The organism is Comamonas suwonensis (genome assembly GCF_012844455.2).
Lineage (GTDB): Bacteria > Pseudomonadota > Gammaproteobacteria > Burkholderiales > Burkholderiaceae_C > Comamonas > Comamonas suwonensis.
On record NZ_JABBCQ020000006.1, the window covers coordinates 139,058 to 158,073 of the forward strand.

Below are 19,016 nucleotides of genomic sequence, written 5' to 3' on the forward strand. Positions count from 1 at the left end.
TCATACCCCCACTTTTGCATCTTCACGCCCCAGCATTTCCACCACCAGGTTCCACATTGGCACACCTTTGCTTTCCAGCAATCGCTCGGGTGAACGGATGATCTTGGCCTCACTGCGAAGCTTAAAGCCCTCCAGGACAACCTCCCCTGCCCACTGCATCACTGCAGAAGTCTGTGCTGCGATGTGCTCGATTTCATCAATGGGCGCTTCCACCAAAAAGGCATCGTGAACAGGTGCGCAAACTCGAACGCCGAGTTCAACGAGCCTGATATGCGCAAGGCGCATCATCTCGGCACCATTGGCCTGCATAGGAAAGTTCTGGATGCTGCGCACCTTGGTCACCGAAGTGATGTGCAGCTTCCAACCGAACACGGTATGCAAAGGGTTCCCAAGCATTCCGTAGTCCGCAACGTTCTGGCTCCATCGCCAGAAATCAGGGAAGGCGCTTTTATGCGCATTCAGCAGTCTCTGGGCTTCAGTCTCGGGAATGTTCAGCCTTAATGCCATGCCCGGCGCACTCATACCAAACAGTACCCCCAGTGCACAAGTTTTGAAGCGTTCCCGCACGAGTGGATGGGTATGCTTAGTCGCCTCCGCTGGAACAGCACGAGCCATCTTTGCGAATGTCATGTAGAAGTCCTCAGACAGGTACGCTGCCTGCATCCGTTTATCGCCAGACAGCACTGCTGCGATGGCCAACTCTTGCTGACTGAAATCTACATAGGCAAGTGCCCAACCGGGTTTCGGCTGAATCAAGCCTCGCATCCATGCCGGTTGCCCGAAGATGAATTGACTGCTTCGCGGTTGATTTCTCCCCGTCAGAGAACTGAAAGGAAACAACGCCGTGCGATTGCGCCCATCAGCCCCCACTGCCAACTTCAACTCGTGCAGCGTAGCCAAGGTTTTTCGCAACTGTCGCAACGGCTCAATCGTAAGAATAGCCCGAGCCATGTCCTTGAATGAGTCGTCATCTAGGCGCAATTTGCCGCTGACAGAGCGCGGCCATTGAAGGCCTCGCTCAAGCAGATACTTCTCAAAGAGCGCAGCCCGGAAGCTACCCTGTTCATACACACCAAAGTCTCCATCGACTTGGCGGATCAGCTCCGCACGCAGGGTTCCTGTGCTTTGTCGAATGGCGTCGTAAAGCACCGAGTCAATGGGTGTGCCAAGCGTTTCGGTGGACGCCGCAGCCACTGCGTAGCGCCCGCGCAGCAATGCACGATCCAGATCGATCAACTCCATTGAGCGCCTCCCATCCTCAGGAACAGCGTCCTGAGTGCAATGACGTCGCTGGTGCAGTAAGCCAAGATCGCTCGCTTTTGCTCTTCACTCCATGGGCCACCTGCCAAGATAAGGTCCCTCATCTCGTCTTTTTCAGAAGCACCAATGGAGGCCTCCCCAAAGTACGCAAGTGCGCCTAGCAAGCCTTTGCCAGCTGGAAGGTTCTTACCGTTGGTCAGATTGCGAAACTCCGCGTAAAGGTCCACGATGGACTTAGGCTGCGACCAGCCTAGCGCGGCAAAGCAGGCCATTTCGGCAGACGCGTTGTAGGCCAAAAAGAGGGCAGATTCATCCGTCGGGAAAGGTGCAGATGACAAGAGCGCAAGCTCATCCTGCCACCAGCATTGCGTCCTGCCGGTCTCCATGTGGTGCATTGCCGCACAGACCACCTCCAGTGGGTTACCTTCCCGGCCACCGCGAGGGCGATACTCGAAGTCCACTGCAAAAGTGCCATTCGGAAATTGTGTGCGGACCATCTCACTCACCCCGCAGTTGAGCCAGCAGGGGATGCTCACGATTCAAGATGAGGCGATCGCGGAAAGCCAACTCCAGCAATTGATCGAAGCTCAGATCCGGCCACTTCGGCTCTTGCGTCTGACTGAGGGCACGGAACACATCGTAGGCACCACGCATTGTGTTCGCAGAAATACGAATCCAATCCGACTCCGCAAGCGTCACTGCTTGACCGAGGGAGACATGCCACACATTACGTCGTCCATCTGCCCCAGGCAGAGGAATTGGGACAAGATACGGTACGTCGAACGTGGTGACAGCCAACCTCAGTTGGTATGCACGAACGTGATCGGGAATTTCTGCTGCAATCTCTGGACTAATCGCATACATGCCATCTGCACCCAGCTTGCTTCCATCCAAAAGGACGAAAACAGCCTGATGAGCAGCGTCTGGGGATACCCGAAAAAAGTGTGCCTTCGGCGGTTTTCCCACCGTGACTGTTGTCAGTACGGGCGTCCCGCATAGAACCTCGGAGTAGGAGCTGCTTAAGCGCAAGCTCAAGACAGATTGCGAGATTTCAGAGCTTGGCTGCACTGCATGCGGGACGGTATCACTCAATCGCAAGTCAGACAAAGAGCCCTTCGCGGGGTTTGACGCATCCGCCTCTTGGAAGGCGCAAACTTGCATCGAGTCGAGAGAGGCATTCGTCATAAGGTGGCTCCTTTCGCCATCAATCAATGAAGCCTCTATGCTCTGCCTGTCTCCCATATTTTCCCGGACATAAGGACCTCTACATCCCCCCCTTACGTCTTGCGCCCTACCTCATGCCGTCATCCACGGCGGGGATGGGTTCCTGTCCACTGGAAGATCATTTGGAAGAGAGCGATCAGATGCATCATGCCCACCCGCAAGCTCTGCTTCCATAAACCCCTGCGAATACACATATTCATTTATTTTTTTATCCAAAGCCCTTTTCATTAGATTTTCCAAATCCCTAGGCTTTAGCTTTAATAGCCAATCAAATGCTTGTAATTTTTTCAAAATGGATGCATTGCATGTTCCATATATTCTAAAACAAGCATCTGCTGACCGACCGATCAACTCCCTAGTCTCCTCCGTAAAATCGATATCATTAGCCTTTCCATCTTCAAAAATTTTTCTACGTCTCTGAATAAAATATGACTCCGATCTCAGCTCCAAGTGCTTCAAAGCCGTCAGCACACCTTCAGTTTTTTTATGAAATTTATCTAGAATATCAAGCCTTTTATCACTAGCCACGGCTTCTCTAAAATTTCTATCCTTCAATAGATATCCTCCCTTGATATTAAACTCCTTCAAAGACTCGACCACAGCAGAAAGTCTATCTATTTGATCCTGCTGCAAATGAACTTTCAACTCATTACCTACTGGACCGAGGATCCACGCAAACCAAACAACAAACCGAGCCCTCCGCTCAAACTTCCTCTCCTCGCATGCACCATTAATCTCCTTCACTGGCTCCAAAAAACTATTTGGACGCCAAGTTTGATACGCCTCCTCCAATTCAATTAATGCAGATTCAAATTTTTTATTCAAAAGAAGGCCTTTAATATATTCAAGGCCAATTAAATCTTTATAAAAAATCTTCCATTCTTCATGAGAGGGCGAGCTCCACATGTCAATGAATTTTTTATTGCACAGAACAAATTCCGTAAAAATACAATGATTTTCTTTATTCATTAAGTACATCGAATTTTTCATAAAAATCCATCCTGACGGTTTTTCATGCAACTAGGTGCCTGCCATCCAAGCACCTGCCTTGTTATTTATAGTAATAGAATAACTATAGTAACGATTGATCAGCACATCAAATCCATCCGAATATCCCATCATCTTCAAACCAATATCATTAATCTGATCCTTACGGATCTCCATCAGCCCCAGGCGCCATCAAGCGCCTGGGGCTTTTTCTTTTTCTACCCCCCCCGGAGCTAAATGTGCACCCTCTGCCTCTGTTACCCACCGTTTTCGCTGCCCTACCTACAGGACCCGGAGCTGCATTGGCCTTGGTCACGGCCGCTGTGGCTTATGTACTGACCCAACGTGAGCTAGACGCGTCTATCCGCATTCGCTAACCCCTCTCATCCCCTTGATGCCCCCCGTAGTCATCCGGCTGCGGGGGTTTTCGTTTTTATGGAGATTGCAATGACAACATCCTTTGAAGCACCCCAAACTTTCCGCCTACTCAAGACCGATATTGCTGCCAAGTTGTCCACGCGCAGTGAAGGCGGTATCACCTATATCGTGATGGCCGACCTTGGTGATTGGCCTGATCTGCACCTTGCCGTCACAGCCAATGAAGGTGGTGGCCTGTGGAGCCGGGAAGCGGTCGCCCTCTCGACAATCGAGGCGATCATCGATGGCTTTGCCGCACAGCCTTTCCCTACGAAGGCCTTGAAGGAGGCAACGGTTGGACGCAGTGCCAATAACGCACCGTTTCTGCTTGCCGTGCTGAAGGATCTGGGATTGGCTCAATCCGCTCCTGAGAAGCACCACCACTATGTCAAGGCCGGTGATTGGTCGTCGTTTCGCAATGAGTTGCTGCTGCAAGATGGCCCCGAGATCACCTACCCAGAAGTCATCACGGGCACTTCTGATGAAGAGGAGGCTGAAGTGTCAGGCAATGCCGTGGATACCACTTCTGCCCCTGCTTCCGATGCATTGATCACAGCCAAGCCCAAGCGCAAGAAGAAGCCTGCCAAGGCCGAATCTGAGCAGGTAGATCAAGACGAAGAGGATGGTCACGATGCTTCGGCTCAGTGATGCCTCTGCGGTCAATGCCCTCGATGACTGCGCCATGCAAGCGGTGATTCAGCAAAGGCTCATTGAACTGTCTGAGTATCAGCAACCCTTGGATGAGTTAGTCGAGTTTTGGTTGCTGGATGGCTCCGATACAGGGGCTGCATTGGAAGTCCCAACAGGTAGACCAGTGATGACAGGTTGGTCCAGCCCTGGCGGTTCATTCCTTCCTAGCTGGGACTCTCTGGTATCGCATCCATCCTGCTTTGAGATGGTGTTTGTCCTGGACGATACCGGCTATGGAGCCGTGTTCTGGATACCGAAGTCCAGCGCCGATCCAGCCTTGCTTGAACTGTGCAGCAAGCACGCAGTTGAGGCATGACGCTATCGCTGCCAAGCCCCTCTTTCCCCAGTTTTCCCATCCCCATCGTGCCGACCGCCCTTTACCGGGTGGGTCGGCATTTTCTATTGAGGAGATCGCTATGGATCACAAATTTGAGTGTGGAGCGGTGGTTGCTACTCCCGCTTCCCTCGACCTTCTCCACCAACACGGCATCAACCCTTTACTCCTCCTGTCCCGTCATGCAACTGGCGATTGGGGCGATGTATGTTCCGACGATGCCGCAGCGAATGACGACGCTGTGCGCACAGGTACACGGCTGCTGTCCAGCTACCGCATTAACGCAACGTCGACCGTGTGGATCATCACGGAGGCCGTGTCTAACTGGGATGACCAAGGCAATGCACTGATTGTCCCCAAGCGGCTAGCCTCCACGATCTTGCTCCCTAGCGAGTATTGATCCAGTCACTCCAGACCAACGCCCGAAGAACGGCTATGGCGGCCTTGCTGCACTACCCGCTGACGCCGAGTTTTTCAGTGAGTTCGGCATAAGACCGGACGGTCCATCATCTGCATGGGCTGCTCTGCGTCAGATAGCACTAGGTCCATGCCAGCTCTAGCGCTATGCAGTCCCGCTTGCTTGGGGCTTTCGGGGAAACAGGGATTTGGTGTACGAGCAGCTCACTTGCTGCTTTCCCTTGTGAATCAACAACTCGCGCATCGCCCACTGTCCATCCAGCTCTCGCAGTCCCTTTTCCCTTTTTTAAAAAAGGACCGCTTCTGAACAAATAGATAGGACCTGCACCATTCCTTTCAGGACCTCCTGCGCCGCTCCGGAAATTTCCGGTAGCGGCATTTTTTTATTCCACTTCCAGCGAGGCAGATGATGGCCACAAGGACCAAATTTCAATTCACGAATCGCAACATTGCAGCGCTACCCGCTCACGAAGCAAACTCATCAGCCAAAGCCGCTGAATATTCCGATCTGGCCGTCGTTGGACTTAAAGTCATCGTGGGTACCAACGGTATCAAGCGATTCGCTTTCCGCTATCAAACACTTTCCGGTCGAAAGCGCTATGCAACTCTGGGAACGGTTGGCGCTCTCGATGTTGCGGAGGCACGCAAGCTAGCTCTGGAAATGCGGGCGATCGTTGAACGCGGAGGAGATCCGCTGGAGGATCGAGATCGCATCAAAACCATGCCGACGTTTTCAGAATTCGTACGCCAGGAATACCTTCCATACGCTTACCAGACCAAGCGCTCAGCCATCAACGACGAATCTAAATTTCGCCTGCATCTTGAGCCCAAGCTCGGGCATCTGCGACTGTGCGACATCACGCCACGGGATATCCAAATGCATCATGCATCCATCAAGGAGAGTCATTCTCCAGGCACTGCGAATCGCCACCTTGCCTTGCTCAGCGCAACATTCCGCAAGGCGTTGGAATGGGGTCGAGCTGACCGAAATCCTGTCGCGGGCATCAAGGCTTTTAAGGAAAACAACCAGAAGCAGCGATTCCTTTCTCCCGAAGAGATTGGACGCTTGTTTGTAGCGATGGAGTCCGAGAAGAATCAGGTGGCCGTCGCAGCCTTGAAGCTGTTGCTATTGACCGGCACACGGCGACAGGAGGCATTGTCCGCACGCTGGGAACACATCAACCTGGATCAAGGCCAATGGTGGCTCCCTCAGACCAAAAATGGCCGTGGTCGATACGTCACGCTGTCTGATGAAGTCAAAGCGCTCCTGATGGCATTACCAAGCCGTGAATCGGGTGGATGGGTGTTTCCTAGTCGCATCGAGGGCAAGGCCTTCCACAACCCACGCAAGGCGCTGGATCGCCTGCTTAAGGCCGCCGGCATCGAACACCTACGTATCCACGACCTGCGTCACTCGTTTGCCAGTCTGGCGGTCAACTCGGGGGCTACGTTGTATGAGGTCCAGGACCTTCTTGGGCACAGCACCTCACAGATGACCCAGCGCTATGCCCACCTTGCTGACACTGGCCGGATACGTGTGGTTGGCAAAGTCGCGGAGATGGTCAGGACTGCCGTGGTCAATAGCAGCAATGCCTTGCACTAGGGTACCTGGCCGCTGAAATCAGGAGCAATGGAAAAGGAAGCCGATGGCTTCCTTTTTTTCCGACACCGCCTTTTTCTTAGCTGCCCGCTTCAGGCTGCGGATTCAACCGGTCATTGAACACAGCCGGTCCTTGACGACCGCTTCACCCTCGAAACCGGCTGTTCTGCTCAACTTGCCGCATACCTGCTCGAACGGCCTGCTTCTGCGTGACGGGACAGGCTCATGCTGACCTCAAGCCGAAGTTCGCGCTTGTTGCTTTGATCACTGCTCTAGCTTAAGTTGACAACAAAGATGTTGGTGAGATCTCATCGGAGATCCCTAAAACCGGGTTTGCGTCGTCGGCCAATTCATTGAGCACAGCGAACACACCGTCGAGGTCGTCGCGATATGAAGCGATGTAATTTGACATGAAGACGCATCGCTGGCTGGTCTCCAATTTCCGACCAAGGATATGCTCGCGATGTTGTTTCCAGAAGCGTCCCATCGCCTTGGCATCTAATCCACCAGGAAGTTCAGCCTTGGTTGCGACATATCCATCCGTTTCGCTGCCCGAATAGAAGGAGTTGCTTAGATTGGAAAGGCAGTAGTCAAGGAACAAAAAAACGTTGTTCTCATCGACATCCGGACTAAAGCATGTATTGAAAACGTAGTCGTTCATCAACTTGGCTATACCTCCGCCATCCTCAACTCCATCCTGGTCATAGTGTCCACAACCCACACCTGAACCATTGGGGGGACGCGAGTTACTAAGCTGGTAGATCACAAAGGATTTAACAATAGAGCGCGCAGTAGCGACGCGCTGGGCAACGGTGATGTCACCATTGTTGGTCAAAGGGTCCTGTGCCGCATGTTCAAGCCGTGCGAAGGCTGTGCCAAGAAAGGCGCCAACTGGTGTTTCATTTGCTTCCGCAAAAAAGTTGCGCCTCGAATCGATGTAGGTTCGTTTGAACAGTGCAAAAACCCTTTGAGAAAGCTTCCTCATCCCCATCAATGCGAGCTTGCTGACTAGCCCAGACGTCGCAGCCGTCCTATCCTGATCAACGATGAGGGCTGTATGTAGGTTGTACAACTGCCCCTGGCGATCAGCAGAGCAATACAACCTGAATAACATGAGGTCGTTCCAACCTAGGACTCCGCGATCAGGGCTAACAAGCCAGTCTAGGATCCCCTTTCCTTTATGGGCATGCTCTCCGAATATCCGCCACGCGATCTCGATAACATTCTCGGTAGTGTTAGGCAGCCTCCTCCCCTGTGTACGCCCCCAGCCGGCTCGGTCCAATAGTCGCAACAGGGAGTAGGTCGATCTCTGGCGCAATCCTCGATCGTCGTTCTCGAATGCTGAGTATTGGGGTAGATACGCAACGAGCGTCTCTATGGCGTCATGGGCGAGGGCACTGGTGAAATCGTGAGACTGATTGACTAGCACTCTCCAAAATTGGTCATGCGAGTGCTCGCCTCGTTCCAATTCAAATTCCGCCGAGGTGAGCACTGAAGCAATGGAAGCACCCTTCCGAACTCGGTTTACGGCATCTTGGTACAGGACAAAAGTTTCCCGTGGTTCAGGCGTTGCGAAGCGCACGATAAGCTTGAGATAGCTCTCCAAGTTCCTGAGTTCTTGAAAATTGAAGCATGCGCGTGACCTTAGAACGGCTTCCTCGACATCGGAGCGTTCTTCAAGCCCCAACGCTCCAACGTCAAACAGCTGAGTCAACAGGAACCCCGCAGAATCTTGTTGGTCCGCCACCATTGCCGAGAATGTCTCGGAGTTCTTAAAGTCTCTTTCACCGGACTTGCGATACACGGAGAAGTGACCACTGCGCCCTTCCGTTTCTTCAGCGTAGATGCGCCTGAACAATCCGGGGTAGTTCAGATGCAGAAGCATGAGATTGATAAGGTCTCGCTTGTTGAAGTCGGTTCGACCCAGATTGGTCTTCTCGATCTGCATAAGAAGCATCGCGTTAACGAAACGCTTCAACTTACGCATGTCCCCAACAAGAGGCAGGTACTTTGCAGCTAAATCACCGTCCAGAATATCAGCCAATTCGCTGAGAACGGCACTAAGTTTGACCATAGTGTCAGAAGGTACCGAGCTCAGATGACTCTCAGCGCGCTCCCAATCGCGCCGTAAGAAGTCGCGAAGGCTGGAGCTGTCGACGAACAGGCTTAGCTTGACCGTCACAAATTTTTCTAGAAACTCGCGCGCTCTAGAACCTTCTTCCTTGCCACCTGCAAGGAGCTCGGTGTCATAACAGAGGACATAGGTAGCCTGCGAGAGCTTGAATGTGCGCCTCGTTGCGAACAAGACGTTGTTCGTGGTCTTTGCGTCCAAGCGATCCAGGTCATCGATGACGATGATTACACGGCGTCCGATACGCCGAAGCACCTCGTCAATATCATCGAGAAGTTCATCAACCGTCTCTTGCGAGGGCTCAAGTGAAAGCTTAAAGCCCAGGAACGAAACATCGGCCTTTCCCTTGATCAATCGGGAGTAGCGGGACGCCACCGGCTTGAATTCAGGGGCAAAGACTTTGTTTTGGATGGTGGCAGTCAGGTCACGAATCAGACGGTCTGCAAGGTCTGGTTCAGAGGCATAACGGAGTGGCTCGAATCGACATACGATGACCTGATCCTCCGCACTTTCCCAATAGCGCTCAGCAAGATTGATGAAGCTGGTCTTACCTACTCCCCACGGACCATCAACACCAAAGACGAGCCCTTGGTGAGCGTTGCTTGCCAGGACTGTATCTGCGAACGATTTTGCCTGGACCGCGCTCGCTAGCAGATCGTCCTTCCCGTCATCGATTTCTTCGTCCGCGATAAAGTACAGCTGCGAGGGCGCCGCCTTTGGCCTCGGCCATTGCTGCTGAAAGAGGGGGGACAACAGCACAACGCAGAGAAGGATGAGGACAACAGGCGCCCAGTGAGGATCCGCAGATAAAAGAGCTACATGGAGTTTCGATAACCACGGCAAAGCCAGTTCGTTGGACCAAACTCCGACGCCCATCGCTACAAGCAAGTCAAGTCGAAAACTGCGGCCCATTCGTGCAGCAACCTCGAAAGCTTTTCGTTTGACCATATAAGTCAGACAGAGTCCCAGTCCGGCCAGAATTCCAGCGACCTTCGCCCAGATAGCAACGTCATTAATCTCTTGAGCGAACCTGGCGCTGAGATAGAAGGTTGACCGGCAGGTCTCCGCAATAAGAAAGCCAACAACGAACAACCTGGCAAAAACCAGTAGCTCAGGCATCTTCATCGCCGGTTTGGTTTCGTTCATTGATCGTTCTCCCTTGCGCAGCGCGATCAATTCGCGCTTTTGTTCATAATGCTGGCGACGATATCACTCTATATGTGCGCGAAAGTCTGGATTCACACTCCAAACGTTGGTCTAGCCTGAAGCGGTCGTTTAGACGCGCGAAACGAAAAGCTGCTTATGGCCGTTAGTACCTATGTGCCTGCTGTACAGATAACCGCCATAGGCCAAGCCGATGTCGCGATCGGAATGGCTGCTACCTGGCTCCTTCGCGACCTCACTTCATCTGAGCAGACGTCCGCTGCACACCTCAAACAGGCAACTTGCTGCATCTAACGCGCCAGCCAATCTAAACAGCAACTCTCGTAAGCTGCGAATGGGTGGCATCGGCTTTTCCGTTGCGCGATGCGAGTGCGGTTGAACTAGAGGGGCTGAGCTGCTAGTTTGGCTACCGTTAGACTAGCTGGCAAATAGTCGAATTAGGAGGGCATCATGGATCAGGCGTCACTGTTAGAAGATCTCCCTTATCACTACGATGAGAGATTTCTGAACAAATATGCGGGGAGCATCATCACTGATCCATCAACGGCAATCGTAGAGCTGGTCGCGAATTGCTGGGATGCTTATGCCACTGATGTCCAGATAACCCTTTCCAACAGGAAACAGGGCACACATTTCAAGATCGTTGATAACGGCAAAGGTATGACTCGCGAAGAGTTTGCCTTCATTTGGCGAACTTGGGACTACAACAGAATCAGTGCGCAAGGGCCAAAAAGCGATCCCCCTCGCGAAGTAAAGGGGCCTCCAAGATCAGTCTTTGGCAAAAACGGCAAGGGCCGCTTTGCCAGCTTCTGCTTTGCCAGCGAGTACCTGATTACCTCCAGAAAGGATGGCCAAGAATTCACTTGCAAGGTCAGTAGAACATCAACACGGCCCCTTGTGCTTGAGGAGGTTTCCTTCACTGCTGAAGGTGTTGAGGGGCATGGGACGACCATCCACGCGACTGGGGAGATCCCATATCTCCAGCTCACTGAGGAGAAAGCCAGAGAGTTGCTTGGGAGCCGCTTCCTAGCCAACCCCGCATTTAAGGTGTTCATTGGAGGCCAAGCAATCACCTTCAACGACATCCCCAACTACCTCAGCAAGGCAGAGATTGAAGTTCAAGGTTTGGGAATTGTCACCATCTTGCAAATCGACACGAAGAAGGCTGATAAGACCACCAAGCAGCACGGCATTGCCTGGTGGGTTCAGGACAGAGCGGTAGGCCAGTGCAGCTGGAGCGCGAGCGACTACACCCGAATCCTTGATGGACGCACTACGGAAGCCAAGAGATACACCTTCATCGTGAAAGCTGACTTCTTGAACGAACACGATGCAGTCAAAGAAGACTGGAGCGGGTTCAAGGAAGACAGTGCGGTTTGGGTCAAAACCAGAGCAGCAGTCCAAGATCGCGTTTGCCAAATTATTGACAGTACCGGCAAGGAAGAGCGAGCCAAGACCAAGGCAGCAGTCAAGGAGAAGGTAGGCTACACCATCAACAAGCTCTCGCCTATCAGCAAGGAACGAGTGACCAACTTTCTCGATGAGGTTGTTGATACTTGCCCCAACTTCGGGGAAACAGAGATCGTCCAACTGACGACCATTCTTGCAAAGCTGGAGCAATCGAAATCCCGCTACGGTCTATTGGATATTCTTCACAAGTGCGGGCCTGACGACTACGACAACCTGCATGAAATTTTGACCGAGTGGAGCATTGGGATGGCAAAGCTGGTGCTGGACGAGATCCAGAACCGCTTGAGACTTATCAATGAACTTCGGATCAAGCTTCAGAAGGTTGGAATTGATGAAGTCCATGAACTTCAACCCCTCTTTGAGCGAGGGTTGTGGATGTTTGGTGCGCAGTTCGAATCTATCGACTTCACATCGAATGTGGGAATGACACAGGTCATCAAGTCAATCTTCAAAGACAAAGCAGGCAAAGGCACCCGCAACCGACCTGACTTCGTTGCTCTTCCCGATTCAAGCGTGGGCTTCTATGCCCGTCCCTCCTATGATGAGAACCATGATGAGGATGGCGTTGCACACCTCGTAATCATCGACCTTAAGACAACAGGCCTACCACTCGGACGCAACGAGAAGGGACAGGTTTGGAAATATGTCAAGGAGCTTCGTTCTCGAGGCTATCTGAAGCCTACAGCCAGGGTGGATGGATTCCTGCTCGGAGACAAGATCGAAAACGGGGAAGCTGAGCCTGAGGCTCAGGGTGACTCAGTCACCATCCATCCCATGCTCTATAACACCATCTTAGTTCGTGCCGAAAAAAGGCTTTTGAACCTTCACAAGAAGGTCAAAGATGCCCCATTCCTACTCGAACAACAAGAGTCGTTAAAGTCCTTCATGGAACCGATTCAGGTTGCTCAAATGGAGCTGGCAGAGAGCGATAACGCATGAGTCAATGCATCAACTGGATTAGGGCCTACAACCGGCTATGGCTCCTATTGGATCGAAACGGTACCCCGACCTACTACAGCGGGCCGAGCTTCCTCAGGATGGTGCAGCAGGTTGACCCAGGTTCACCCAGCTACGAGCAGTTGATTCCGCTCAGGCAGAGCCAAGGCAAGAGCACATCCCGAAAATCTTTCTACTGGGATGTCATCAATGGACTCCAAGAGCAGCAAAAGCTTCAGCTATTTCGTCTCTTCATTGATGAGTTTGAGCCCCACGCCAAAGACGATATCGAAGCCATCAGGGCCATTGTGTTTGGTGGAGGCAAAGCCGTTCCAACGACAATTGTTCCTTATGACCTTTGGAACTCAGAGAAGCTGAATAACCTTCTCAGGGACATCGACCATGCAATTGATGCCCAGCAGTTCAACAGGGCAACAACACTTGCCTATACATGCTTGGAAGGCCTCTACAAGGCATACGTCCAAAGGCATGTCCCAGACAAGGCGAACCTCACTGACCTTATCCAGCTTTGCAAAGCTGTGAAGGACGACATCACCGAGAAGCTGAAGGCGCGAGGCCCTTTCCCAGAGCAAATCGTCAATGCTATCCCGACTCTGACGAATGCTGTCGCTAACTCCCGGAACGGGTTCAGCGAGTCCCACTTTGCCGAAGACTCCCACCGCTGGCTTGCCAACTTCGCCAGAGATATGACCAACTCAATTGGCAGACTTCTCCTACACTTCATTTAGACCATGATGCGCTGCCCAGCTGGATCACGTAAAACGAGCCATTTTTTCCTATGACTGCAATGGCCCCCGCAGCATTCCCACCAATCCCGGCATAGCGGCTATGCCAAAAACCGGCATAGCACCGGGAACCAAGGACTCTTTTCCTCAAGCACAAACAGAAAAGCCCTAGATCATTTCTGATCTAGGGCTTCGTATTTGGTGGCCTGGGACGGAATCGAACCGCCGACACAAGGATTTTCAATCCTCTGCTCTACCGACTGAGCTACCGGGCCTTTTTTATCCAGCGCATGTGTTCGCTGAAGCCGTGATTATAGGCATATTTTCCGGACTCAATTCCGACGCGGGCAGGTGACCCAGCTCATCACGCAGCCTGGGCAGAGAAAGCTGGCCTGAGATGCAGAAAAGCCTCAGAACTTTGCAGTACTGAGGCTTTGAATCTGGTGGCCTGGGACGGAATCGAACCGCCGACACAAGGATTTTCAATCCTCTGCTCTACCGACTGAGCTACCGGGCCTTTTCTCAGCACCCTTGGATACTGAAGCCACGATTATAGGCATACTTTTCAGCCTCAAATCGAAACTCGCAATTTTTTTGAAAATTAACCGCGTCGGTTGCGACCAAGGTCCACGCCCAGCTGTCGCAGTTTGCGATAAAGGTGGGTACGCTCAAGACCGGTCTTCTCGGCCACGCGCGTCATGGAGCCGCCTTCGCGCGCCAGGTGAAATTCAAAGTAGGCCTTTTCAAAACCATCCCGTGCTTCGCGCAGCGGTCGGTCCAGATCAAAGCCTTGGTGAGAATTGGGCAAGTTGTCTTCTGCGGCCTGTGCGGTAATGCTTGCGGTGGCTGAAGGTGTTGCGCCGTTACTGCTTGAAGACACGGCATCAGTATTCTGGCTTGCCGTGCTGCGGGCCAGACCCTGCTCCACTGCTTTGAGCAGCTTTTGCATGGTGATGGGCTTTTCGAGGAAGGAAAGGGCGCCGATGCGCGTTGCCTCGACCGCCGTTTCAATGGTGGCGTGGCCACTCATCATGATGACGGGCATGGTGAGCTGGCCTGCGGTCGCCCACTCTTTAAGCAAGGTGACGCCATCCGTATCGGGCATCCAGATATCGAGCAGGACCAGGTCGTAGTTTTGGGTTGCTCTGGATACGCGTGCCTGCGTGGCGTTTTCTGCCACGTCCACACTATGACCTTCGTCGTTGAGGATTTCCGACAACAAATCCCGGATCCCCAGTTCGTCGTCGACCACCAGTATGTTTGCCATGTGTCTAAAGCCTATTGCTGTGCATTGTCCAGAGGCGCAATCAAGCGTCCGCCTCTGTGCGATCGTTGGGTACAAATGATAGCGACACTCGCGCGCCTTGAACTACCCCGTCTTCCTCTCGATTACCCAGGTCTACTCTTGCGCCGTGTTCATCTGCAATTTTCTTGACGACAGCTAAGCCAAGACCCGTTCCGCGAGTTTTGGTGGTGACATAGGGCTCGAAAGCTCTTTGCAAAATATTAGGAGCAAAACCCGTGCCACTGTCGCTGATGCTCAGGCGCACGCGCTGAGCCGCATCGTTCCAGCGGGTTTCGATTGTGACGGAGCCCGGAGTCTGCCCTGTTTCCTGGGCTCTCTGCGCAGTCGCATCTTGTGCATTTTGCAAAAGATTGTGGATGACCTGACGCAATTGCTGGCTGTCGCCTTGAATCAAAGGGCAGGTTTCGTCCAGCGATACGTCCACACGCACCGTCGCATTCTCTTCGCCATAGAGCTGTAAAACATCTGCAACCAGTGCATTCAGGTCCAGCGGCTGCAGATTGGCGGCGGGCAAACGCGCGTATTCGCGGAACTCGTCGACCAGCCGCTTCATGGCGGCAACCTGATCGACGATGGTTTTGACGGACTTGGCCAGCAGCGCTTGCTCTGTGGGCTGGAGCTTGTCCGTCAGCTTCATGGCCATACGCTCGGCAGACAGCTGTATCGGGGTCAGCGGATTCTTGATTTCATGGGCGACGCGGCGAGCCACTTCACCCCACGCCTGTGCACGCTGGGCCGAGACAATTTCGGAAATATCGTCAAACACTAGCAGGCGCTGATCTTCGGGTAGCTCTGCACCACGCATGACAAGGCTTGTGGTGTTGTGCACCACATCGCCATTGCCGCTGCCGCCATCCAGCTCATAAACCTGCTGCCAGCGGTCGCGGCCTTGCTCGCCAGAGACATCGCCGAGGAAGATGTCGAACTGCTCCTGCACCACACGGGCAAAGTCTTGCAAGCCCGAGACGTCGCCCAGGCGCTTGCCCTGAAACACCGCCATAGGCGCACGCAGAATGCGTGTGGCACCCGGATTGCTGAGCACAATGCGCCAGTTTCTATCGAGCACGATGACGCCCGATGTGAGGTTGTCCAGAATAGTCTGCAGATTGCTGCGAGCCGCATCGAGCTGGAGCAAGTTGCGGTTGGCGTCAGCGCGGGCATCGGCCAGTTGCTGCGTCATGACAGCGAAAGAGCGTGTCAGTCCGCCAATTTCATCCCCAGTTTGCAGCGCGGGTTTGGGCCGCAAATCACCACGCGCCACATCACGCATGCCCTGCGCCAGCAGCAGCAAAGGCTTGGCGAGCTGATTGCCCAGCACCACGGCCAGTACCACCGCACCAAACACCGCTAAAAACAGCGCCAGCGTCAGCGTGCCGATATACATGCGCTGCAATCCAGCGCGAGCAAGTGCCCGCTCCTGGTATTCGCGATTAGCCTCTTGCACAGCCAGTGCATTGATGACCAGTGTCTCTGGCAGCGGGATCATGGCCTGCAGATAGCGAGCTTCTTCCAACAGGTTGACCGTAGAGTTGGGGACCAGCGCCAGCGTGCGCACCTTGGCATTGATAGCGGTTTTTTCGACGGGCGCATCCCCTGCATCGTCCAGTCCTTCGATACTGGCAACTGCACGCTGGCCGCCTTGTTCACGCAAGTTGCGTAGCTGCTGTGGAGTGGGGCGATCGGGTGCCAAACTGAATTGCGATTGCCCGGCGCTGGCAATGGCTTTACCCGATGCATTCCAAAGCACCACATCCGTCGCACCAATCTGGTCCCGGATGCGCTCCAGCATCAAAGCTGCACCAGCATCCGAAACCTGGGACAACTGGATGCCCGCAGTGCGGGTGTTGTTGGCCATATCGTTGGCCACCGTATCCAGCGTAGAACTGGCCAGACTCACACCCGCAGACAACGCACCTTCAACCTTGACATCAAACCAGCTCTCAATGGAGCGCGAGACAAACTGGTAAGACACCACATAAATAAGCAAACCCGGCAGCAAGCCCACCAGCATGAAGATGCCTGCCAGCTTGAGCAGCAGCCGGCTGCCAAAGCGCCCGCGCTTGAGCCTCAGTGCCAGCCGCAGGCCGCCCCACAACAGCACCAGCAGCAGCAGACCTGCAGCCACCACATTGGCGGCAAACAGCCAGTTGTAATTGCGTTCGTAAGCCAGGCGGTTGTTGGTCGCCATGGTCAGCAAGAACAGCAGCAAAACGCCGACCACCACCATCAGGACCACACCCGTACCCACGGCCCAGCGCGTGGTGCGTGACCAGCGCCCTACAGTTGCCGTGCTGCCTTCCGCGTCCAGATGCTGAAAATCGGCCATCAGGGTGCAGCCTCCAGTGCCTGGGTGCGAGAGAGCTGCAAATTCCAGCCCGAGCGACCCAGAGCGCCGATCTGCAGGGGTCTGGGCAGCGAAGAGAGGTCGACTCGAAAGCGTAGTTGCACGGAAACGCCATAGGTTGAGCTGAGTTGCGCAGGCTCCAGAATCTTCCAGCGGTTAATGCGCTGAATGGCAGCCACAGCATCCTCCAGCTGTTCATAGGTCTGCCCCAGCGCCAGCCCCGTTCCGGAGCTGGTAAAGGCCGTATTGGAGATATGCAGGCGCCAGCGCCGTGTGAGCGGCTGGTGCGTAAGGCGGAAGTACCGCGTTGCCACACCCAGTTGCTGATCAGACCAGTACCAGCGCTCTCGCTGCACCTGTGCATCAGCAACGAAATACATGGGAATGCCCTGTCGCAGAGCATCTTCCACTTGACCGGGCAGCTCGAATTGCAGGTTGGCAGAGAGGAAGAGGCCTTCATCAGTGCGGGTGAGCTGCATGGAGCTGATGTCCGGGATCACGGTATCGGCGTGTGCCTGCGTCAGGCTGCACCACAGCAGCAGCGCTGTAACGCAGGCCCAGGCCATACGCAGCACCGCCCCCGCCGCAGCGTTAGCGCGATTTTTCCAGCAGAGCGTAAAAAAAGCCGTCGTGATCACCTAAGGGATTGTCAGACACAGAGCCGTCTTTTGCCGAATTACCGGGCAATAAATGCCCCGGAGCAGGCAAGCTGGTCACTGTAGTGTTGCGCATAAGAAACGCTTGCATCTGCACATCGCCTTCGGACTTGAAAACGGAGCAGGTGCAATAAACCATACGGCCCCCCGGCTGCAACAGCGGCCACAGGGTATCGAGCAACTTGGACTGGATAGTGGCGAGCTGGGCCACATCGCTTTCGCGGCGCAACCAGCGCACATCGGGCTGGCGGCGAACAATGCCCGAGGCCGTGCATGGTGCATCCAGCAAAATGGCATCAAAGGGCAGGCCACCGCATTCCGACTCAAACCAGTCTTGAGGCTTGGAGGCATCGGCCACCACCACCTTGGCTTGCAGACCCAGACGAGCCAGCGTCTCGCCAATGCGGCGCGCGCGCTCGGGGTCAATTTCCAGCGCTGTCACCTCAATGCTGCCGGGCGCGGCGTGCTCCAGCAGGTGTGCGGTCTTGCCGCCTGGGGCGGCACAGGCGTCCAGCACGCGCAGGGGGCGACCTTCAGGCAACACCATTCCGTCCAACAGCAAAGGCGCGGCGGCCTGCGCTGCACCGTCTTGTACCGAGGCCCAGCCTTCTTCAAAGTGCGGCAGTTCATGCACGGGAGCGGCATGCTCGAGTTGAAGGCCTGATTCAGCAACGGCTTTCGCATTCAAATTCATAGCTACCAGCGCTGACTGGTATTGCGCTGGTGTGCATTTTTGCGTATTCACACGCAAGGTCATGGGCGGCTGATCATTGTTGGCCGCCAGAATGGCCTGCCAATCCTGAGGATGGTCCTTTTTAAGGCGTGCTATCCACCAGCCGGGATGATTCCACACCGCGACCGGATCGCTTTCCGTGACCGAGACCAGTTCATCCCGCTCGCGCAAGAAACGGCGCAGGCAGCCGTTGATAAAGCCAGATTGCGCACGGGCAGCACCGTTCTTGGCGGCTTCAACGGCCTGATTGACCAGCGTGAACGGCGGATAAGGCGCATGGGCCTCATCCCATGCCAGTGCCAGAGCCGTGCTCAGCAAGGCGCTGACCTTGGGTGCAGGCGCACGCGATACCAGCTGTTTTTGCAGCGCCTGAGCACGGCCCAGATTGCGCAGCACCTGAAACAGCAAAGCCTGCACACCCGGACGCAACCGCTGCGGCACCTGTGCCAGCACGGTCTTGCTGGACTGGCCACCCAGAATGCCATGCAGAGCCTTGGCCACTGCATCCAGCTGTTGCCACAGGGCAGGCGCATTGGGCGTGGCAGCACCTTGGCTGGCGTTCTTGGGTTTGGACGGCGTGGAAGTCATGAAATGCAGGCCT

The 19,016-nt window shown here is 54.2% G+C and carries 15 protein-coding genes and 2 tRNA genes; 6 read left to right on the top strand and 11 right to left on the bottom strand.

The window, feature by feature from the left end; translation table 11 throughout:
- From HF327_RS08760 to HF327_RS08775, 4 genes are all read right to left on the bottom strand, one after another.
- Entirely contained in the window at positions 1-1,242 is a 1,242-nt protein-coding gene (locus HF327_RS08760; RefSeq protein WP_169107880.1) for a DNA polymerase, read from the bottom strand.
- A complete protein-coding gene (locus HF327_RS08765) occupies positions 1,233-1,757 on the bottom strand; it encodes a hypothetical protein (RefSeq protein WP_169107881.1) in 525 nt (174 codons plus the stop codon). The genes HF327_RS08760 and HF327_RS08765 overlap by 10 nt, the downstream gene beginning before the upstream one ends.
- 1 nt (position 1,758) lies before the next feature.
- Positions 1,759-2,445 carry a hypothetical protein gene (locus HF327_RS08770; protein WP_169107882.1) on the bottom strand — a complete coding sequence of 229 codons (687 nt, stop codon included), beginning with the start codon at positions 2,443-2,445 and terminating at the stop codon, positions 1,759-1,761.
- A gap of 111 nt (positions 2,446-2,556) precedes the next feature.
- Entirely contained in the window at positions 2,557-3,474 is a 918-nt protein-coding gene (locus HF327_RS08775) for a hypothetical protein (protein WP_169107883.1), read from the bottom strand.
- A gap of 444 nt (positions 3,475-3,918) precedes the next feature.
- On the opposite strand from HF327_RS08775, the gene HF327_RS08780 reads away from it, so the two are divergent.
- From HF327_RS08780 to HF327_RS08795, 4 genes are all read left to right on the top strand, one after another.
- Positions 3,919-4,536, top strand: coding sequence for a hypothetical protein (locus HF327_RS08780; protein WP_169107884.1), 618 nt, complete (start codon positions 3,919-3,921; stop codon positions 4,534-4,536).
- Entirely contained in the window at positions 4,520-4,894 is a 375-nt protein-coding gene (locus HF327_RS08785) for a hypothetical protein (protein ID WP_198460448.1), read from the top strand. Before HF327_RS08780 ends, HF327_RS08785 begins: the two co-directional genes overlap by 17 nt.
- A 259-nt stretch (positions 4,895-5,153) precedes the next feature.
- Positions 5,154-5,312, top strand: coding sequence for a hypothetical protein (locus HF327_RS08790; RefSeq protein ID WP_198460449.1), 159 nt, complete (start codon positions 5,154-5,156; stop codon positions 5,310-5,312).
- Positions 5,313-5,738: 426 nt separating this feature from the next.
- Complete coding sequence (locus HF327_RS08795; RefSeq protein ID WP_169107886.1) at positions 5,739-6,932, top strand: tyrosine-type recombinase/integrase; 1,194 nt, start codon at positions 5,739-5,741, stop codon at positions 6,930-6,932.
- Between the two features lie 274 nt (positions 6,933-7,206).
- Here HF327_RS08795 and HF327_RS08800 read toward each other — a convergent pair whose 3' ends face one another.
- The gene (locus HF327_RS08800) at positions 7,207-10,206 is read right to left on the bottom strand and encodes a KAP family NTPase (RefSeq protein ID WP_169107887.1); all 3,000 of its coding nucleotides are present in this window, start codon (positions 10,204-10,206) and stop codon (positions 7,207-7,209) included.
- Positions 10,207-10,674: 468 nt separating this feature from the next.
- Here HF327_RS08800 and HF327_RS08805 point away from each other — a divergent pair, with 468 nt between their 5' ends.
- Both HF327_RS08805 and HF327_RS08810 read left to right on the top strand, forming a co-directional pair.
- Positions 10,675-12,633 (top strand): ATP-binding protein, encoded by a 1,959-nt coding sequence (locus HF327_RS08805; RefSeq protein WP_169107888.1) that lies wholly within the window; start codon positions 10,675-10,677, stop codon positions 12,631-12,633.
- The gene (locus HF327_RS08810; RefSeq protein ID WP_169107889.1) at positions 12,630-13,379 is read left to right on the top strand and encodes a hypothetical protein; all 750 of its coding nucleotides are present in this window, start codon (positions 12,630-12,632) and stop codon (positions 13,377-13,379) included. The genes HF327_RS08805 and HF327_RS08810 overlap by 4 nt, the downstream gene beginning before the upstream one ends.
- Before the next feature lie 196 nt (positions 13,380-13,575).
- Here the strand turns inward: HF327_RS08810 and HF327_RS08815 are convergent.
- The 6 genes from HF327_RS08815 to rsmB all read right to left on the bottom strand — a co-directional run bounded on the left by HF327_RS08815 (position 13,576) and on the right by rsmB (position 19,003).
- A tRNA-Phe gene (locus tag HF327_RS08815) sits at positions 13,576-13,651 on the bottom strand.
- Between the two features lie 166 nt (positions 13,652-13,817).
- A tRNA-Phe gene (locus HF327_RS08820) sits at positions 13,818-13,893 on the bottom strand.
- An 84-nt stretch (positions 13,894-13,977) separates the two neighbouring features.
- Entirely contained in the window at positions 13,978-14,643 is a 666-nt protein-coding gene (locus HF327_RS08825) for a response regulator (RefSeq protein ID WP_169107890.1), read from the bottom strand.
- Positions 14,644-14,683: 40 nt separating this feature from the next.
- On the bottom strand, positions 14,684-17,008 hold the full coding sequence (locus tag HF327_RS08830; protein ID WP_169107891.1) for a sensor histidine kinase: 2,325 nt from the start codon (positions 17,006-17,008) through the stop codon (positions 14,684-14,686).
- The gene (locus tag HF327_RS08835) at positions 17,008-17,592 is read right to left on the bottom strand and encodes a DUF4390 domain-containing protein (RefSeq protein WP_169107892.1); all 585 of its coding nucleotides are present in this window, start codon (positions 17,590-17,592) and stop codon (positions 17,008-17,010) included. The genes HF327_RS08830 and HF327_RS08835 overlap by 1 nt, the downstream gene beginning before the upstream one ends.
- A gap of 25 nt (positions 17,593-17,617) precedes the next feature.
- Positions 17,618-19,003: a 16S rRNA (cytosine(967)-C(5))-methyltransferase RsmB gene (rsmB, locus tag HF327_RS08840; protein WP_169107893.1), complete on the bottom strand. Its 1,386-nt coding sequence runs from the start codon at positions 19,001-19,003 to the stop codon at positions 17,618-17,620.
- Positions 19,004-19,016: the final 13 nt, after the last annotated feature.

Coding starts and splice junctions, on each gene's coding strand:
- HF327_RS08760 (WP_169107880.1), bottom strand. CDS start 1,242: ATGGAGTTGATCGATCTGGATCGTGCATTGCTGCGCGGGCGCTACGCA.
- HF327_RS08765 (WP_169107881.1), bottom strand. CDS start 1,757: ATGGTCCGCACACAATTTCCGAATGGCACTTTTGCAGTGGACTTCGAG.
- HF327_RS08770 (WP_169107882.1), bottom strand. CDS start 2,445: ATGACGAATGCCTCTCTCGACTCGATGCAAGTTTGCGCCTTCCAAGAG.
- HF327_RS08775 (WP_169107883.1), bottom strand. CDS start 3,474: ATGAAAAATTCGATGTACTTAATGAATAAAGAAAATCATTGTATTTTT.
- HF327_RS08780 (WP_169107884.1), top strand. CDS start 3,919: ATGACAACATCCTTTGAAGCACCCCAAACTTTCCGCCTACTCAAGACC.
- HF327_RS08785 (WP_198460448.1), top strand. CDS start 4,520: ATGCTTCGGCTCAGTGATGCCTCTGCGGTCAATGCCCTCGATGACTGC.
- HF327_RS08795 (WP_169107886.1), top strand. CDS start 5,739: ATGGCCACAAGGACCAAATTTCAATTCACGAATCGCAACATTGCAGCG.
- HF327_RS08800 (WP_169107887.1), bottom strand. CDS start 10,206: ATGAACGAAACCAAACCGGCGATGAAGATGCCTGAGCTACTGGTTTTT.
- HF327_RS08805 (WP_169107888.1), top strand. CDS start 10,675: ATGGATCAGGCGTCACTGTTAGAAGATCTCCCTTATCACTACGATGAG.
- HF327_RS08810 (WP_169107889.1), top strand. CDS start 12,630: ATGAGTCAATGCATCAACTGGATTAGGGCCTACAACCGGCTATGGCTC.
- HF327_RS08825 (WP_169107890.1), bottom strand. CDS start 14,643: ATGGCAAACATACTGGTGGTCGACGACGAACTGGGGATCCGGGATTTG.
- HF327_RS08830 (WP_169107891.1), bottom strand. CDS start 17,008: ATGGCCGATTTTCAGCATCTGGACGCGGAAGGCAGCACGGCAACTGTA.
- HF327_RS08835 (WP_169107892.1), bottom strand. CDS start 17,592: ATGGCCTGGGCCTGCGTTACAGCGCTGCTGCTGTGGTGCAGCCTGACG.
- rsmB (WP_169107893.1), bottom strand. CDS start 19,003: ATGACTTCCACGCCGTCCAAACCCAAGAACGCCAGCCAAGGTGCTGCC.